We start from the raw sequence: 16,087 nt of genomic DNA, 5'->3' as shown, positions 1-16,087 counted from the left end.
GCGGGTCGTCGGACTGTACGAGGGGGAGCCGACGACCCGGCCGCCTCTTGCGAGGCACTCATTCAACCCAGCGGCGCCCCGGCGCGGCAGAGTGCACAGCGGGACGGTTCGGGCATTCCGTTCACACCCCGTGTGAAACGTGCTCCACTAGGCTCACCGCACGCGCACATGGGGGGGCAATGGAGCCCAACGTCCTGCTCGAATCCCTGATCGACCAGGCAGGTGTGTCCCGCGCCGGGCTCGCCGGCCACGTCAACCAGGCCGGCCGCGCCCGCGGGCTCAGCCTGCGCTACGAGCACACGGCGGTGGCCCGCTGGCTCAAGGGCCAGCGCCCGCGCGGACAGGTACCGGACCTGATCTGCGAAGTCCTCGCCGTCCGGCTCGACCGGCCCGTCACGCTCGACGACATCGGCATGGGGATCCCCGGGATGGGGGCACCGGACCGGAGCGGCGGGCTCCCCGGGTTCGTCGAGCAGGCGACCGCCCTGTGGCGCTCCGACGAACAGCAGCGCCCGCACCTGGCCGCCGCCCCCGCCGTCACCGGCACCACCGCCGTGATGCCGGTCTGGGAGTGGGAGAACCCTCCCGAGGACACCGATGTCTCCCGCCCCGGGCCGTCCCGGGTGGGCGCGGCGGACATAGGGATGCTCCGCGCGGCCCGCGCGCACTACGAGCAGATGTACCGGAAGGCCGGCGGCATCGCGACCAGGCCCCGTGTCGTCGGCTTCCTCAACGCCGAGACCGCGCCTCTGCTGCGCGGCGGGTACGGCGACGCCGTGGGCCGGAGGCTCCACCGCGCGAGCGCCGGGCTGGTGGCCGTCGCCGGCATCTGCGCCTACGACTCCGACGCCCACGGACTGGCCCAGCGCTACTTCCACCAGGCCCTGCGCCTGGCCAAGGCCAGCGGGGACCGAGGCCTCGGCGGCTACGTGATCGCGCTGCTGGTGAACCAGTCGCTGTACCTGGCCGAGTACCGCCGGGCCGTCGCCTTCGCCGAGGCCGCCCTGAGAGCAGCCGGCCCGCACATCAGCCCGGCCCTGGCCGCCGACCTCCACGCGATGCAGGCCAAGGCCTACGCCCGGCTCGGTGACCACCGCGGCGCCCTGCGGTGCATCGTCAGCGCGGAGTCCGAGGCCGGCCGCATCGGGAGCGGACGGGAACCGGAGGAGACCGGATACGTCCAGCCGGGCCTCGTCGACGTCCAGGTGGCCGAGGCCCTGATGTGCCTGGGGGACCTCACCGGCGCCAGGGAGCACGCGACGGAGGCCGTACGCTCACCCTCGCACGACCGGGGGACCGTGCACCGGCTCGCCATGCTCACCCATCTCGAACTGCTCCAGGGAGACGCCGACAGGGCGGCCCGCACGGCCTCGGACATGGCGGAACGGGCCCGCGGCATGGAGTCGCAGCGGCTGCGGGAACGTCTGCGGTCCGTACGGGAGCACCTGGCCGCCAGCGGCAGCGCCGACGCGGAGGCGGCGGCGGACGTCATCGGGGGAGCGCTGCGCGTGCCCCTGTGAGCTCCGGCCCGGGAGCCCGCGCGCGTTCCTCGACGGGACGGAGCCTGCTCCGATGTTGCCATCAACCAGTCGGAAGGTGGCAGAACCGTGCAGTGGACGAACTTAAACGAACAGACCGTGTATGAGAATCGCTGGTTCCGGGTCAACCTGGCGGATGTCGTCCTCCCGGACGGCCGGCATCTCGACCACTTCCTCATCCGGCTGCGTGCCGTCGCCGCGGCCACCGTCGTCAACGACGCCGACGAGGTCCTGCTCCTGTGGCGCCACCGGTTCATCACCGACAGCTGGGGCTGGGAACTCGCCGCGGGCGTGGTCGAGGACGGCGAGGACATCGCCGCCGCCGCGGCGCGGGAGATGGAGGAGGAGACCGGCTGGCGCCCCGGCGAACTGCGCCCGCTGATGACCGTGGAACCGGCCAACGGGCTGGTCGACGCCCGGCACCACCTCTTCTGGTCCCGGGAGGCGACGTACACCGGCCACCCGGCGGACGACTTCGAGTCCTCGCGCCGTGAATGGGTCCCGCTCGCACGGGTGCCGGACATGGTCGCGCGCGGCGAGATACCGGCGGCCAACATGGCGGCCGCGCTGCTGATGCTCCATCACATGCGGCTGGGCTGACGGAACACGCCTCCGGGGCGTGCTGAACACGCCTCCGGGGCGGGCGGACCGGTTTCGGTCCACGCGCCCCGGAGGCGGCATCGCAGATCGACCTCCTCACCTGACAGGCCGGCCGCCGACGACCACAGCCAGGCCGGCGGCGGATCTTGACCGCCTGGCAGGCGGTCGACCTCCAGGCGGATCAGCATGCCTTCGAAGACCGGGAGTTCGTCGGTGTGATCGGTCCAGGCCGAGAACGTGGTCCGCTCGGGGTGGATGCGGTCCCAGTCCATCGCTTTCGCGGTGCCGAACGGCCCGTGACCTGCACGGTTCCCGCGTCCGTATACCGCCCCAGGTCTCCGGCCCGGCGAAGCGGAACTTCCTGTCGCGCTTCGGCGGCCGCCCTGGGGACAGGCCGGGGAGTATTCCTCGAGTGAGGGGGCCGCCGTCGCATCACCCGGTCCGTGCGCATGCGTCCAAGAACCTCGACGGGGAGCCCGTCCAGGAGGCGGGCGGTCGCAAGCATGCTGCGCCACCTCATGACCGGCACAGGCGAGCGCGCCGAAGGCGCGGGCGACACGCTGCCCGGAGCCGATCACACCGTGAGGTCGCTTGCCGTGGCCGGACTCCGGGTGGGCCTCAGTACCGGGAACGCCCGCGCCGTCGCCATGTGGAAGCCGGCACGGATCGGTCTTGACGATGTGCTCCGCTCCTGGGGGCCCGGAGACACCGTTCTGCGATCGCGACACCGTGGTCGCCCGGAGGAGGCAGGCGCGGACGACGTGCTGACCGATCTCAATCAGCCGGACACCGTGAGAGTGATCACCGCTATTGCCCAGGGCTACGCGCTGGGCGGCTGGTGGAGGAGGATCGTCCGGTCAGGACCGAGTCTGGCCTGGGGTCGCGAAGAGCGCGGATGGCACAGCTGCGATGCATGAGGGGACACTGTGACGGGTTTTGAGATAGCACTTGTGATACTTGCCGGCGGGTATGTCGTCGGTGGGGCCTTCGATCGTGTGAAGAAGACCCTGTACGAGCGCGGTGAGCGGCGCCGCCGAGCTGAGAACGGCCCCGAACCGATCTGCGGTTGCCGCCACCACCTTGCCTACCACGACGCCCGCGAGGGCGTCTGCTACGCCGAGGTCAGGGGTTCCGACAATGCGGAGGAGCGGTCGCAGTGCTCCTGCCGCCGCTACTCAGGGCCCGAGCCGTTGGCGACCTTGTACGCCCCCGAGCTGTCCGGAAGCGTGCGGCAGGACCGCCCCACTCTGGAGCCGTGACCAGCCGGGTGCCCAGATCGCGGGAGCTGACTCACCCGCCCCCTGAGGTTCCCCGGTGTTCGGCGGGTACTCGTCAGCTGATCAGGATGGATTGAGGGCGTCTCAGTAACGTTCGCCCGTTCGTCCGAGGGGCCGGGAATGGGCCTGGACCACCCATTCTTCGACCACGGGCTCGGTGAAGTCCGCGCCGTCGCGGCCCCGGCGCTCCGGCGCGGAGCCGGGTCGGCGCTGAACGACGAGGCTCTTTCGGGGCCGCACACGGTTCTGACCGCGGAGAACGTGTCCCGGCGGGCCCGGTGGCGTGAGCGCCGGGCCCGCCGGGACATCGGTTCACCCGCAAGGGGCCGTCGACCGCAGACGCCACAGCGCCGCCGCCTGACCCTCCACAGGCCACCCCGCCGGACCGCGCCCTTGCAGCGCTGCCCCCGGGCACCTACCGCCAGCGCACCTCTCCGCCGACGCCCCTGCGCGCGGAGAGCGATCGGAGCACCCCGCATGACCAGCACGATGAACGGCCCTGCCCACCACCGCCAGCTCGGCGACCAGACCTGGCAGGCCGACGCCGTCTGCCAGAGCACGGAGTACAACCCGGTGGACCCCGAAGTCTTCTTCCCCAAGCCCGACGAGACCGCCAAGATCGCCACGGCCAAGGCGCTGTGCGGCCAGTGCCCGGTCCGCCGAACCTGCCTGGACGCCGCTCTCGAAGGGGGTGACACCGACGGGATCCGTGGCGGCCTGACGGAGGAGGAGCGCGGGCCGCTGCACGACAAGCTCGCCAGCCGCCTCGACTACAGCCGCGTCAACGCCACCATCGCCGGGCGCGACGTGCACCTCACCCATGCGGAGCGCCGCGCGGTCGAGTACGCGGCCTACCGCCACGGGGTGAGCGAGCAGCGCCTGGCCTGGCTTCTGAAGGTCACCGAGGAGCACGCCAAAAAGCGATACCGCGAGATCCGCCGGGCCGAGCGCAACCGAACCCTGAACCAGCCCACCACGAACACCACACCCCCCGAGACCAGCGGCGAGCGCCTGATCCGCGACGACTTCGGGACGGCGGCATGAACATCGCAAGCGCGTCGAAGACGGCGCACATATCCGGGTGGGACCGCGCGGCTGTCGTGGCACTCGGGGGCGCGGGGTGCGCGTTGTCGTACGACGCCCTGCAGCAGATGGCCGTGGCCATCCACATCCGAGGCTTCCTCACATACGTGTTCCCCCTGGTGATCGACGGGTTTATCGCCTACGGCATCCGAGCCCTCCTGGTCCTGCGCAACGCCCCCCTGCGCGCCCGGCTCTACGTCTGGACGCTCTTCGGCACGGCCACCGCCGCCAGCATCTGGGCCAACGCACTCCACGCGGTGCGCATCAACCAGGACACGGTCGCCGGCACCGGCCTCCAGCTCGGTGACGCGGTGGTCGCGGTGCTCTCGACCATCGCCCCGCTCGCACTGGCCGGAGCGGTCCACCTCTACATCCTCATTGCCCGGGGCCCGGTCGAGGACTCTGGCCGACAGAACCTCGGTCAGCCCGGTCACCTCGGTGAGACCGACCGGAGCGACGCCATCGAGGTCACCCGGACCGACCGAGCCGGTCAGCAGCGGTCAGCGGCCGGTCAGGTCACGTCCGGTCAGTCGGTCACCGCTCTGACCGACCGGCTGCCACTGTCCCCGACCGACGAGGACACCGCCGCCCGGACAGTGACCGGAGACTCGACCCCGGCGACCAGCGGGCAGTCGATCACCGACCACCACAACCGCAGCCAGGGTGCCTCTGACCTGCCGGGACAGGCGGACAAGGACCGGACGGTCACTGACCGCCCCGGCAGCGCGGCCCCGGTTGGTGGTGACCAGGACAGCCCGGCGGCGGTCAGTGCCCCGCCGGTCACCTCGCCGCCGGTCACTGACCGGGCCGCTCGGCCGACTGGTGACCGGCGTCCTGACCCGGACACCGAGGATCTGCTGGCGATCGCCCGGTCGGCGGTCAGGGCCGAGGACAAACTGACCCGCAAGGTGGTCGCCCAGGCGATCCGAGGTCAGCAGATTCCGCTGTCCAGCGACACCCTGACCGCGCTGATGGCCCAGCTGCGCGAGCAGCACCGCCAGCCGGTCGCTTCCTCCCGGCCCTGACCGAACCTCCACGGAGTGGGTGACCGAGTCGGTCACCCCGGCCGGTCACCCGCTCCGCCTGTCTCCGAGACATCCCCCACAGCAGAAGCGGAGAGCATCCGATGCGCACTCACCCGGCCACGCCCGCCGAAGTCGACTCCTGGCTGACCGTCCTGCACCAGCACGGACACCTTCACCGCGCCCAGTCCGGCCCCGGCACCACCTGGATCGTGCAACGCGAGCAGCATGACCGGCCCTGGACCCTGCACCACCCCGTCCTGGCCATGGACTGGATCGAGGAACTCGTCCGCGAAATCCAGCAGCAGGACCCGGAGACGAGCCGGTGAACACAAACGACCCGGTGGCCACCTCCGCTGGACAGCAGCTTGACCCCACCACGGCTCCTGGCGGAGCAAGCTATCGCGTACGACGGTCCTACGGCCCGTCGTACGCACTTGCCCCCGCCCAGGAGGGCGGGGGAAGCCCGGCTGGTCCCCGAGCGAGGGTGCATGGGGACCAGCCGGGCAACCGGCACCAGGGGGCGCCGGTCACCGGGGGAGAAGCCGACCGCGACGACCACCGCGAGCAGCCGCGCCCGAGCACGCCCGCCTACCCCGACCGCAAACCGCGCCGCCGCACCCGCAACCCCAGCGAGCGCACCCGCAAGACGACCACCCGCCTCTCCGACCCCGAGAAGACCGAGATCGCCGAGGCCGCCACCAAGCGCGGCGTCACCGTCGCCCGCTTCCTCGCCGTCTCCGGCCTGAGCGCCGCCCGCGGATGCGCCGCCGTGCACAGCAACGACCAGCTCGACACCGCCATCGACGAACTCGCCGCTCTGCGCACCGCGCTGGCCCGCATCGGCAACAACATCAACCAGATCGCCTTCGTCCTCAACAGCGGTGGCCAGCCGCGCGCCGGTGAACTCGAACACGCGCTGGGCACGCTGACCGGACTTCTCGCCCGCGTCGATGACGCGGCGAACGACCTGGTGCCCCGGCGGCTGTGATGGTTCCCGACATCGGACGCGGCTCCCGCACCCACGGCCTCCTCGTCTACCTGTACGGCCCCGGACGGCGCGAGGAGCACACCGACGCACACCTCGTCGGCTCCTGGGACGGCTTCGCCCCCGACCCCGGCCGCGACACCGGCCTCGACCCCGACCCGAAGGTCACCCTCGCCCGGCTCACCGCCGCCCTGGACCTGCGGGTCAAGCAGGCCGGCAACCGCGCACCCGCCAAGCACGTCTGGCACTGCTCGGTCCGCACCGCCCCCGAGGACCGGCGCCTGGACGACGAGGACTGGAACGCCGTCGCCCAGCGCATCGTCCACGCCACCGGCATCGCCCCGGATGGAGACCCCGACGGCTGCCGGTGGATCGCCGTCCGCCACGCGGAAGAGCACATCCACATCGTCGCCACCCTCGTACGCGGCGACCTGCGCAACCCACGCCTGAACTACGACTTCAACAAGGCCCAGGCCGAATGCCGCCGCATCGAGAAGGAGATGGGCCTGCGGCGCCTGAACGCGGGCGACGGAACCGCAGCGAAGAATCCCAGCAGCGCCGAGAAGTTCAAGGCCGAGCGCACCGGCCGCCCGGATACCTCGCGCGAGACGCTCCGCGAGGCCGTTCGTCGAGCCGTGGCGGGAGCGGATTCGGAAGAGGAGTTCTTCACGCGGCTCCGAGAGGCGGGAGTACGGGTGAAGCTGCGGCACGCTCCTTCCGGTGACGCGCTCGGCTACAACGTGGCCCTGCCCGGCGACCGCAACCGCGACGGAGACCCGGTCTGGTACCCCGGCTCCAAGCTGGCCCCCGACCTCTCCCTTCCGAAGATCCGCCTACGCCTTACCGACGGGGCCGCCGAGCCGAGCGCGCCCGCGGTCGGCGCTGACCGGACGAACTGGTCACCGCCCTCCCGCCAACGACGCGACGCAGTCGTCATCGCCGAGCGCTCGGCCACGCTCCTGGAACGCGACGAGGACGGCGAGGCAGCCGCCCAGCTCGCCGGCATCGGAGAACTCCTCGACGCGGTGGCCCAGAACTCACCGGCCACCACCCGCGCCGAGCTGGCCGCTGCAGCTCGCGCCTTCGAGCGGGCGACCCGCAGTCATGTCCGCGCCGAACGCGCCGACACCCGGGCGCTCCGCTCAGCCGCCCGGGGCATTGTCCAGGCCGGCGGGGCGCTCGGCCGAGGCGAGGACGGCGGCACCACCGCCATGCTCGTCTCCACTCTCGTCCTGGTCACCCTCGCCGCCGCTCGCTGGCACTCCGCCCGCGGACACGCCCAGCAGGCCCACGCCTCCCGACAAGCTGCCGCGCACCTGCGCACCGCCTACCGGCAGGCCGCTGCCACCCCGATGCGCATGCTGCACGACCAAGGCCGCGCCCTTCCTGTAGCCCAGCGCCGCACGCACGAAGCCACCCTTCGCAACGTCCTGCCGGAGAAGGTCGTCCGGGCAGGAGGCACGGAAGCGAGGACCGACGCCTTGGTCGCCACCCTCGCCCAGGCCGAGCGGGCAGGCCACGACTCCGAAGCCCTCCTGCGCCAGGCCATCGACATGCGCGAACTCGACAGCGCCGATGACGTGAACGATGTCCTGGTCTGGCGCCTGCGGCGCATCGCCCAGCTCCCGGCACACCCGGGTGACGGTGCCCGTCGTCCGCAGGCCGCCACCCGCCAGGCCACCACGCCGAGCAGCCGCACCAGTGAACGAAACGCGACGGCAGCCGTACCGCTCGGGACTGCTCAAGACCCCAACCGTCGCTCGCCACGTCGCTGACCACGTCGAACCGGACGTAGACCACCGTCCGAGCGGACGCTGCGAAATGTATGGACAGCCGATTCCACCGGCTGTTACGGATGAAGACAGGACCAACAACCGGGAGATGACGCTCGTGCTCAGAACCACCACCCGCACCACGGAGCCGGCACCCGCCCTGCCCGTCCTCCCCACTGGTACCGACCCCCTGCTGCAGCTCCAGGCCGAGACGCGGTCGGCCGACGGCCCCGGGGCAATTCGCTGCGTCGGCCACTCACGCGAACTCGCTCTCGGGGGCATCCCCGTGATGTGCCCCGCCTGCAGTGCCCGACGCGACTGGCTGCTCATCAACCACGGGCGCAACGTCTGGGTCCGCTGCCGGTGCGGCAACCAGTGGCTCGAGCCCGAGAGCAGCCGCGCCGACTTCGACGCCCTGGTCGGCGGCCCGAATGGGACTACCTATCCGAGCGTCGAGGAGGGCCTGGCCGCACTCGGCTTCGACGGCGTGTTCGCCGGCACCTACCTGGAGTAGGTGAGCTACAGACCGAACGCCGAGGAGTGCCACCGACGCATCGGTGGCACTCCTCGGCGATTCAGGTGCGGTCAACCACGTTCGGTGTTCTTGAGTAGCCTTCCCCGGAAGTTGTACCTGGCACTCGTCCTCACCTTGGACATGGCCTTCGTACCAGCCGTGGACGGCCGCGTGGAGGATCGCCTCCTGCGCCGTGGCTTTGCCGGTGTGGACCTCGTCCCGCACTCAAGAAGATGGGGACGGCTTGTCGTCGGAGGGGGAGACGCTGCCTCTCGACCGTCTCAGCGGGACATACGGGAGGTGTTCACGTCCATGAGGATGGAGGGCGGGCATGGACGAGGAAGAACCACTCCACCCGCACCCTCGTCCTATTCTGCGGGGCATCAGCCGATCAGGACGAGGGGGGAACGCGTGGGACAGCCGAGGACGATGCTCGCCCAACGAATATCCGAGCAAAGGACGGGAGTTGGCAATGCGCAGGCGTTGGTGGGTGAGATGCGGCGCACGGTTCTCCTGGTCCCATCGGTGGGGCCCGGTCTGTGGAGTGCCCGATCGGGCGGTGTTCGGTGGATCTGTGCGTTCACGGACGATGCGGCGCTGGCCCGCTTCGCCATTCACCACGGTCAGGGTGATCGTCTGATGGACTACGTCGCGCTGCTCGGGGCGCGGATCGTGGACGAGATCGTGCCGGCCTTGGACGAGCCCGGCGGACTCGCAGTGGACATCGCCAACGAGGACGGGGCGATGTTCTTCCCGCCGGTCACCGGAATCGTCCCGGACAGCGTCGCAGTCGACGCCGGCGCCGCGGAGAAGGTACGCAGCCATGGGCACTGACGAAGCGAACCTGGCCTTCGACCAGGCGTCGGTCGCGAAGTTCACAAAAGGCGTGGGCGCGACGATCGATCAGCTCGGCGAACTCGGCGGCGCCACCGGGTCAGTGATGGGCAAGGGGTTCTCGGGTCTGGCCATGACGGGAATGGAAGCCGGGCACCACGGGCTGTCGGTGGACTTCGAGGATTTCTGCGAGCGGTGGGAGTGGGGCGTGCGTGCCCTGGTGAGCGATGCGAGCGAGCTCGCATCGCGTCTCGGGCTGGCGGCGGGCACACAGTGGGAGCACGACCAGTACGTCGAGGGCTCGCTGAAGGTCGGCGTCAATGCCGTGATGGGCGGCAACCCGCATGCCAGTGAGGAGGACATCACCCAGCAGAACTGGGGTGACATCTTCACTCCCGACTACCTGGACCCGGACTGGAGCGCCGAGTCGTTCGAGAAGGCCGGCCAGGACATGGAGCAAACCTGGAAGGACACCGGACGCACCGTTCTTACCGAGGGGCAGGGTGGTCGGCAGTCGGAGAGGCTCAAGACCGAGCTCGGCCTCAGTGACGGCCAGTGGGACCGGGCGCTGGACGACACGTTCGGACCGTCACCCGAGGAACGCGCCCAGCAGGCACAACAACAGGGCGACTCGGACACGGGCGGGGGCGGCTGAGGATGGGCGTCGGGGATTTCATCAGGGACATCACGCCGGACTCGGTCGAGGACGTGGTTGAGGACGGTGTCGAGTGGGCCGGCAACCGGGTCGAGGATGCCGGGAACTGGACAGCGGACCGGCTGGACGACGTGGGCTGGGAATCCGGTTCGGACTGGGTGCGGGAGCAGTCGCGTTCGGTGGCGAACCGGATGGGCGCCGAGGTCGAGGAGATGGACCTCGGGCAGACCGAGGACAAGACCAAGCTGGTCTACGGCAGCCCTGGCAAGCTCCGTTCCACGGCGAGGCAGCTCCGCTCGTTCCAGAAAGCATTCGACGACGCCGGCGGCGGGTTGAAGGGTCTCGACTCCTCGCGGCTGAAGGGTGAGGCAGCAGATGCACTGCGCACCGCGGTGAGTACCCAACCGCCGAAGTGGTTCACCGGTGCCGATGCCTGTGAGAAGGCGGCTGCCGCGCTGGAGGCGTACGCCGGCACCGTCACCTGGGCACAGAACCAGGCGCAGACGGCGATCGACGTGTGGAAGGAAGGCGTCAAGGCCTCCCAGGACGCGGCCGACGCACACCACAAGCGGATCGACGACTACAACAAGGCCGTCGACCGCTACAACGCGCAGGCCCCCGAGCAGCGCAACCCCAGTACTCTGCCGCCCTGTCCCGCGCCGACGTTCGATGACCCGGGCAAGTCGCTGATGCAGGATGCGCAGGAACTCCTCGCCCAGGCTCGCGAGCAGCGGAACACTGCCGCGGAGACCGCCCGGAGCGCGGTCCGCGCCGCCCGTGACACGGCCCCGGACAAGCCCTCGTACGCACAGCAGGTAGGTGACGGTCTGCAGGAGTTGCAGATCATCAACGACCACGTCGGCGGTGGCGTCATCAAGGGCACCGCGGGGCTGGTGAACTTCGTCCGGGGGATCAATCCGCTGGATGCGTACAACATCACCCACCCCGCCGAGTACGCCACCAGCCTCAACAGTCTTGCCGCCGGCCTGCTGGTTGCCGCCAATGACCCGGTCGGTACCGGCAAGCAGATGATCAGCGACTTCATGAAGGACCCCGCGGAAGGGTTCGGTCGGCTGCTGCCTGACGCGGCGCTGACCGTGGCCACCGGCGGGGGCGGGGGCGTCGTCAAGGGTGTCCGCCTCGCCGTGGACGCGGCCAAGGCCTCCCGGGCCCGGAGGCTGCTCGACAACGTTCCCGACGGGACCCACAACCGCCCCGACGGGCATCGCGTGGTCTCCGGCACCGACCCGGTCGACCTCGCCTCTGGCCGCATGTTCCTGCCCCAGACCGATCTGGTGCTGCCGGGCACCCTGCCGCTGGTCTTCACCCGCCGCACCGAGTCCGGCCTGTTGGCAGGCAGGTTCCTCGGCCCCTCCTGGACCTCCACTGTCGACGAGCGCCTGGAGATCGACGCGTCCGGCGTCGTCCTCGTCACCGCCGACGGCCTCCTGATTTCCTATCCGCACCCCGCCCCAGGTACCCCGACCACCCCGGAGCCCGGGACGGCCCGCACACTGCTGGCCCGTGAAGCGGACGGCGACTACACCGTCACTGATCCCAGTACGGGCCTGGTCCGGCACTTCACCGCCCCGGCCGACAGCGAACCGGGCGGCGACGGCGACGCCTGGCTGGACCGGGTCGAAGACCGCCACGGCAACTGGTGGGCCGTGGAACGTACCGAAAACGGCACTCCGATCGCCCTGACCTGTTCTGCAGGCCGCCGGGTGATCGTCGCGGTGAGCGACGGCCGGGTCACGGCGCTGTCCCTGGCGGGAGCGGGAAAGAACGGGGAGGACCTACCCCTGATGCGCTACGGCTACGAGGACGGAAACCTCACCACCGTCGTCAAGCCGTCCGGTGCCACCACCACCTTCGTCCACGACAACCGCCGCCGCGTCACCGCCTGGGTCGACTCCAACAACAGCCGTTACGACTACACATACGACGACCGCGACCGTGTCATCGCCGAAGGCGGTCAGGCCGGCCACATCCAGATCACCCTCACCTACACCGAACCCGACCCGGAGACCGGTGGCCGCACCACCAGCCTCACCACGGCCGGCGGACACACGACCCGGCACCAGATCGATCACCACTGCCGGGTGGTGGCCACCACCGATCCGCTCGGCCACACCACCCGCTTCACCTACGACGCCCGCGGTAACACCCTCACCCGCACCGATCCGTTGGGCCGCACCACCGCCTTCACCCATGACGAGGACGGCCGCCTGCTCGCCGTCACCCGCCCCGACGGCAGCGAACTGCGCACCGTGCGCGACCCGTCGGGGTTGTCTACGGAGTTCCGCGGGCCGGATGGCGCCCGCTGGCTCCAGGAATTCGACGAGCACGGCAGCCGCACCGCCGTCACCGACCCGGCCGGTGCCACCACTCGGTACGCCTACGACGGCTGGGGCAGGCTGACCACCGTCACCGACGCCCTCGGCGCAACCACCACCGTGCGCTGCGACGCAGCGGGGCTGCCGGTGGCAGTGACCGACCCGGCCGGCGGCACCACCCGCCTGGAACGCGATGCCCTGGGCCGGATCGTGCGTACCGTCGACCCGATGGGTAGCGTCACCCGGGTCGTCCTGGACGAGGACGGCAATCTCGCCCGCCGTATCGCCCCGGACGGGTCCATCGAGTCGTGGACGTACGACGGCGAGGGGAACCCTCTCAGCCATACCGGTCCGGCCGATGGCATGTCCCGCTTCGGCTACACCCACTTCGACCTGCTCACCGCCCGAACAGGGCCCGACGGTACCCGCCACACGTTCGAGCACGACGCGGACCTGCGGCTGACTCGGGTCACCGGCCCGCACGGCACCTGGTCCTACACATACGACGCTGCCGGCCGACTCGCTTCCGAGACGGACTTCGACGGGCGCACCCGCACCTACCGGTACGACGCCGCCGGGCAGCTCACCGCCCGGTCCGACGCCCTCGGCCGGACCGTGTCCTACACCTACGACCAGCTCGGCCAAGCGGTCCGCAAGGACGTGGCGGGCAAGATAACCACCTACGTCTACGACCGGGCCGGACGCCTGCTGCACGCTGCCGGACCGGACAGCGAGATCCTCTACACGTACGACCGGCGTGGCCGGACCAAGACCGAACTCGTCGACGGCCGCGCCATGAACTATGCCTACGACAGACTGGGCCGCCGGGCCCGCCGCATCACCCCTACCGGCGCGATCACCGAGTACGGCTACGACGCCGCCGGCCGTGCCGCCCGGATAACCAGCGGCGGACGTGAGATAGCCTTCACCCACGACGCGGCCGGCCGGGAACTCGAGCGCGTCTTCGCCGGATCCCTCAGCCTGGCCTCCGCCTGGGACGAGGCCGGAAGGATCTGCGCCCAGCAGTTGACGATCGAGGGCCGTTCACTCAACCACCGTCACTACGCCCACCGCGCAGACGGCCATCTCACGTCCGTGACCGACGATCTGTCGGGCTCCCGCGCATTCGATCTGGACCCGGCCGGCCGGGTCACCGCTGTCCACGCAGAAGGATGGACCGAGCGCTACGCCTACGACCCGGCCGGCAATCAGACGGTGGCCTCTTGGCCGGCCTCCCATCCCGGCCACGATGCCACCGGTCCCCGCTCCTACACCGGAACCTCCGTCACAAGGGCCGGCAACGTCCGCTTCGAACACGACGCCCTTGGTCGCGTGACCCTGCGCCAGAAAACCCGCCTTTCACGCAAGCCCGATACCTGGCGCTACGAGTGGGACGCCGAGGACCGTCTCTCCGCCGTGGTCACCCCCGACGGCACCCGCTGGCGCTATCGCTACGACCCGCTGGGCCGTCGGACCGCAAAGCAACGCCTTGCCGACGACGGCGAGAGTGTCGCAGAGGAGGTCCGCTTCACCTGGGACGGCACCACGCTGTGCGAACAGATCGTCCACACACAGGATCTCTCACACGTGGTCGCCCTCACCTGGGACCATCGCGGCTTGGTGCCGCTGTCCCAGACGGAGCGCCTCCTCACTCCGGACAGTCGGCAGGAGGAGATCGACCGCCGGTTCTTCGCCATCGCCACCGACCTCGTGGGAACGCCCACCGAACTGGTCGACGAGTCAGGCGAGATCGCCTGGCGCGCGAGGAGCACCCTCTGGGGCACCACCGCATGGGCTCGCTCCAGCACGGCCTACACCCCGCTGCGTTTCCCCGGCCAGTACTACGACCCGGAGACCGGTCTTCACTACAACCTTTTCCGACACTACGACCCGGAGACCGGTCGCTACACCTCCCCGGACCCCCTCGGCCTCGGCCCCGCACCGAATCCGGTCGCCTATGTGCACAACCCGTTCACCGTCTGCGACCCCCTCGGCCTGTCGCCGTACTCGCAGTTCAAAGGTCTGGGCTGGCTGACGGACAAGCTGCTCGAACGCGCCTCGTTCCGATACCAGCGGCTCGTCACCGATCAGAGCTACGAGCAGCAGTGGATCCTGCCGGACGGCCGGGAGGTCCACGTCGACGGAGGCCCGCGGGACGGCTGGATCACAGAGGCGAAGTGGACCGGCGGTGACCGAATCGGCGAGTGGGAGAAATCCCCCTACAACCCAGATTTCAAGTACTACAACGAGGGCCGGCTCACCGCACAGACCGACAAGCTGCTCGCCCTCAACGAGGATCTCGGAGGCAAGGGGGTCCGCTATATGGTGTCCAATGAATGGGGTGCCGCGCATGTGAACGAAGTGCTGTCCAAGGCCTTCCCCGAGGCCTATGCCAGCGGGCAGCTGAAGGCGTATCACGTGCCCGGCAACGGCATGAGTGGAATGAGTTCATGGCTGCAGTGATCGCAATGCTGGAAGAGCTCCGGGGTCTCACCCCGCTGACCGCCGAGGGCGCGGCTGCGCAGTTCTCGGCCCAGGAGTGGACGCCCGGAGGTAAACCCCGCCACGGCGTGGAGACGTCGTGGGACAAGGGCAGTATCGGGGCCTGGATCCAGACGTTTACCAGTGGGACGGTCAGCGTCTCGTTCGCTGTCTGGATCCGCGACGTCGACGAGTCGGGCTATTTCGACGACCTGGAGGCTGTCTATGAGCAGGGGGAGCAAGCGCTGGCCGACTTCCTTCCCGAGGTTGAGCAGTCCCCGCTTGCCGGCCACCTCATCGAGGCCGAGCCGACGGAGGCGGACAGGGACGAGTTCATTACGGTGAAGAAGTGGACCCTTGACGCCCGGATCCTGACTGCCGGCGTGATCCAGCAGGACACAGATCTGCCGGTGATGGTCGTGGTGGCGCTGGAGGAGCCCGCCGCCGCCTGACTCAGCCCGTGTGCCAGGGCGCCAGCGTCTCCATCCGGGGCTGGGCGCGCCCTGACGTACGTGAAGGGGCCCGGCATCCGAAGACGAGCGTACGCACGGGCGTACGACGAGGCCGCCCCTGCCTGAGCGGCGTGGGGCGGCCTTCGGCGGTCCTCGCTCAGACCCCGGCGAGCCGGTTGGAGATGTCGAGGGCGTCGGTCGCGAAAGAGAGGGCGGCGCACAGGCCGGTCACCTCGTACAGGGTCGGACGGACCAGGCGCGGCCAGTCGTCCGGGGCGGCGGGCCAGGAACCGAGGAGCACCTCGGCAGTGGTGAGCCCCAGGTGCGTCGTGACGTCCCAGCCGCTGCGCAATGCGGGCTCCCAGCGCAGTCGGATGCGCCCGAGGGGGAGTCTGGACGTTTCGGCGGCGAGCCAGGTGATGTCGGGGGGCCGTGGGGGCAGGTGGAGAAGCGCGCTGTGCACGCCGTGCGGCATGGGGCGCGCCGCGACAGTGTGCAGTGCGAGGCGGGGCGCGGGCGCGAGAGTGACGAGATG

The 16,087-nt window shown here is 70.3% G+C and carries 15 protein-coding genes and 1 pseudogene; 14 read left to right on the top strand and 2 right to left on the bottom strand.

All coding sequences use genetic code 11. The annotated features are described in order from the left end of the window. Positions 1-179 precede the first annotated feature (179 nt). A complete protein-coding gene (locus ACFVS9_RS13020) occupies positions 180-1,520 on the top strand; it encodes a transcriptional regulator (RefSeq protein WP_383113363.1) in 1,341 nt (446 codons plus the stop codon). Positions 1,521-1,607: 87 nt separating this feature from the next. Next, positions 1,608-2,138 (top strand): NUDIX domain-containing protein, encoded by a 531-nt coding sequence (locus tag ACFVS9_RS13015; protein ID WP_383113362.1) that lies wholly within the window; start codon positions 1,608-1,610, stop codon positions 2,136-2,138. 80 nt (positions 2,139-2,218) lie between these two features. On the opposite strand, the pseudogene ACFVS9_RS13010 reads toward ACFVS9_RS13015, so the two are convergent. Then, positions 2,219-2,631, bottom strand: a pseudogene (locus tag ACFVS9_RS13010) (transposase); the annotation flags it as partial. A 10-nt stretch (positions 2,632-2,641) separates the two neighbouring features. Between ACFVS9_RS13010 and ACFVS9_RS13005 the strand changes: the two are divergent. From ACFVS9_RS13005 to ACFVS9_RS12950, 12 genes are all read left to right on the top strand, one after another. Continuing rightward, entirely contained in the window at positions 2,642-3,055 is a 414-nt protein-coding gene (locus ACFVS9_RS13005) for a hypothetical protein (protein WP_389931801.1), read from the top strand. Positions 3,056-3,133: 78 nt separating this feature from the next. Further along, positions 3,134-3,397, top strand: coding sequence for a hypothetical protein (locus tag ACFVS9_RS13000; RefSeq protein ID WP_389931800.1), 264 nt, complete (start codon positions 3,134-3,136; stop codon positions 3,395-3,397). A 495-nt stretch (positions 3,398-3,892) separates the two neighbouring features. After that, positions 3,893-4,459, top strand: a complete 567-nt coding sequence (locus ACFVS9_RS12995) for a WhiB family transcriptional regulator (protein ID WP_389931798.1) — start codon at positions 3,893-3,895, stop codon at positions 4,457-4,459. Next, positions 4,456-5,523 (top strand): DUF2637 domain-containing protein, encoded by a 1,068-nt coding sequence (locus tag ACFVS9_RS12990; protein ID WP_389931797.1) that lies wholly within the window; start codon positions 4,456-4,458, stop codon positions 5,521-5,523. The genes ACFVS9_RS12995 and ACFVS9_RS12990 overlap by 4 nt, the downstream gene beginning before the upstream one ends. Positions 5,524-5,624: 101 nt before the next feature. Beyond that, positions 5,625-5,849: a hypothetical protein gene (locus ACFVS9_RS12985; protein WP_037876721.1), complete on the top strand. Its 225-nt coding sequence runs from the start codon at positions 5,625-5,627 to the stop codon at positions 5,847-5,849. A 158-nt stretch (positions 5,850-6,007) separates the two neighbouring features. After that, positions 6,008-6,511, top strand: a complete 504-nt coding sequence (locus ACFVS9_RS12980) for a plasmid mobilization protein (protein ID WP_389931795.1) — start codon at positions 6,008-6,010, stop codon at positions 6,509-6,511. Then, positions 6,511-8,283: a relaxase/mobilization nuclease domain-containing protein gene (locus tag ACFVS9_RS12975; RefSeq protein ID WP_389931794.1), complete on the top strand. Its 1,773-nt coding sequence runs from the start codon at positions 6,511-6,513 to the stop codon at positions 8,281-8,283. Before ACFVS9_RS12980 ends, ACFVS9_RS12975 begins: the two co-directional genes overlap by 1 nt. 106 nt (positions 8,284-8,389) lie before the next feature. After that, on the top strand, positions 8,390-8,794 hold the full coding sequence (locus ACFVS9_RS12970) for a hypothetical protein (RefSeq protein ID WP_389931792.1): 405 nt from the start codon (positions 8,390-8,392) through the stop codon (positions 8,792-8,794). A gap of 495 nt (positions 8,795-9,289) precedes the next feature. Beyond that, positions 9,290-9,628, top strand: a complete 339-nt coding sequence (locus ACFVS9_RS12965; protein ID WP_389931842.1) for an SseB family protein — start codon at positions 9,290-9,292, stop codon at positions 9,626-9,628. Continuing rightward, positions 9,618-10,283: a hypothetical protein gene (locus ACFVS9_RS12960; protein WP_389931791.1), complete on the top strand. Its 666-nt coding sequence runs from the start codon at positions 9,618-9,620 to the stop codon at positions 10,281-10,283. The genes ACFVS9_RS12965 and ACFVS9_RS12960 overlap by 11 nt, the downstream gene beginning before the upstream one ends. Positions 10,284-10,285: 2 nt before the next feature. Continuing rightward, entirely contained in the window at positions 10,286-15,082 is a 4,797-nt protein-coding gene (locus ACFVS9_RS12955) for a putative T7SS-secreted protein (protein WP_389931790.1), read from the top strand. After that, on the top strand, positions 15,070-15,552 hold the full coding sequence (locus ACFVS9_RS12950; RefSeq protein WP_389931788.1) for a hypothetical protein: 483 nt from the start codon (positions 15,070-15,072) through the stop codon (positions 15,550-15,552). The genes ACFVS9_RS12955 and ACFVS9_RS12950 overlap by 13 nt, the downstream gene beginning before the upstream one ends. A 157-nt stretch (positions 15,553-15,709) precedes the next feature. Here ACFVS9_RS12950 and ACFVS9_RS12945 read toward each other — a convergent pair whose 3' ends face one another. Further along, positions 15,710-16,015 (bottom strand): esterase, encoded by a 306-nt coding sequence (locus ACFVS9_RS12945; protein ID WP_389931787.1) that lies wholly within the window; start codon positions 16,013-16,015, stop codon positions 15,710-15,712. Positions 16,016-16,087 lie beyond the last annotated feature (72 nt).

The sequence above is a fragment of the Streptomyces sp. NPDC058008 genome, assembly GCF_042886395.1.
Classification (GTDB): Bacteria; Actinomycetota; Actinomycetes; order Streptomycetales; family Streptomycetaceae; genus Streptomyces.
Note: the sequence above shows the minus strand (reverse complement) of the source record. Positions and strands in the feature narration are given on the sequence as shown.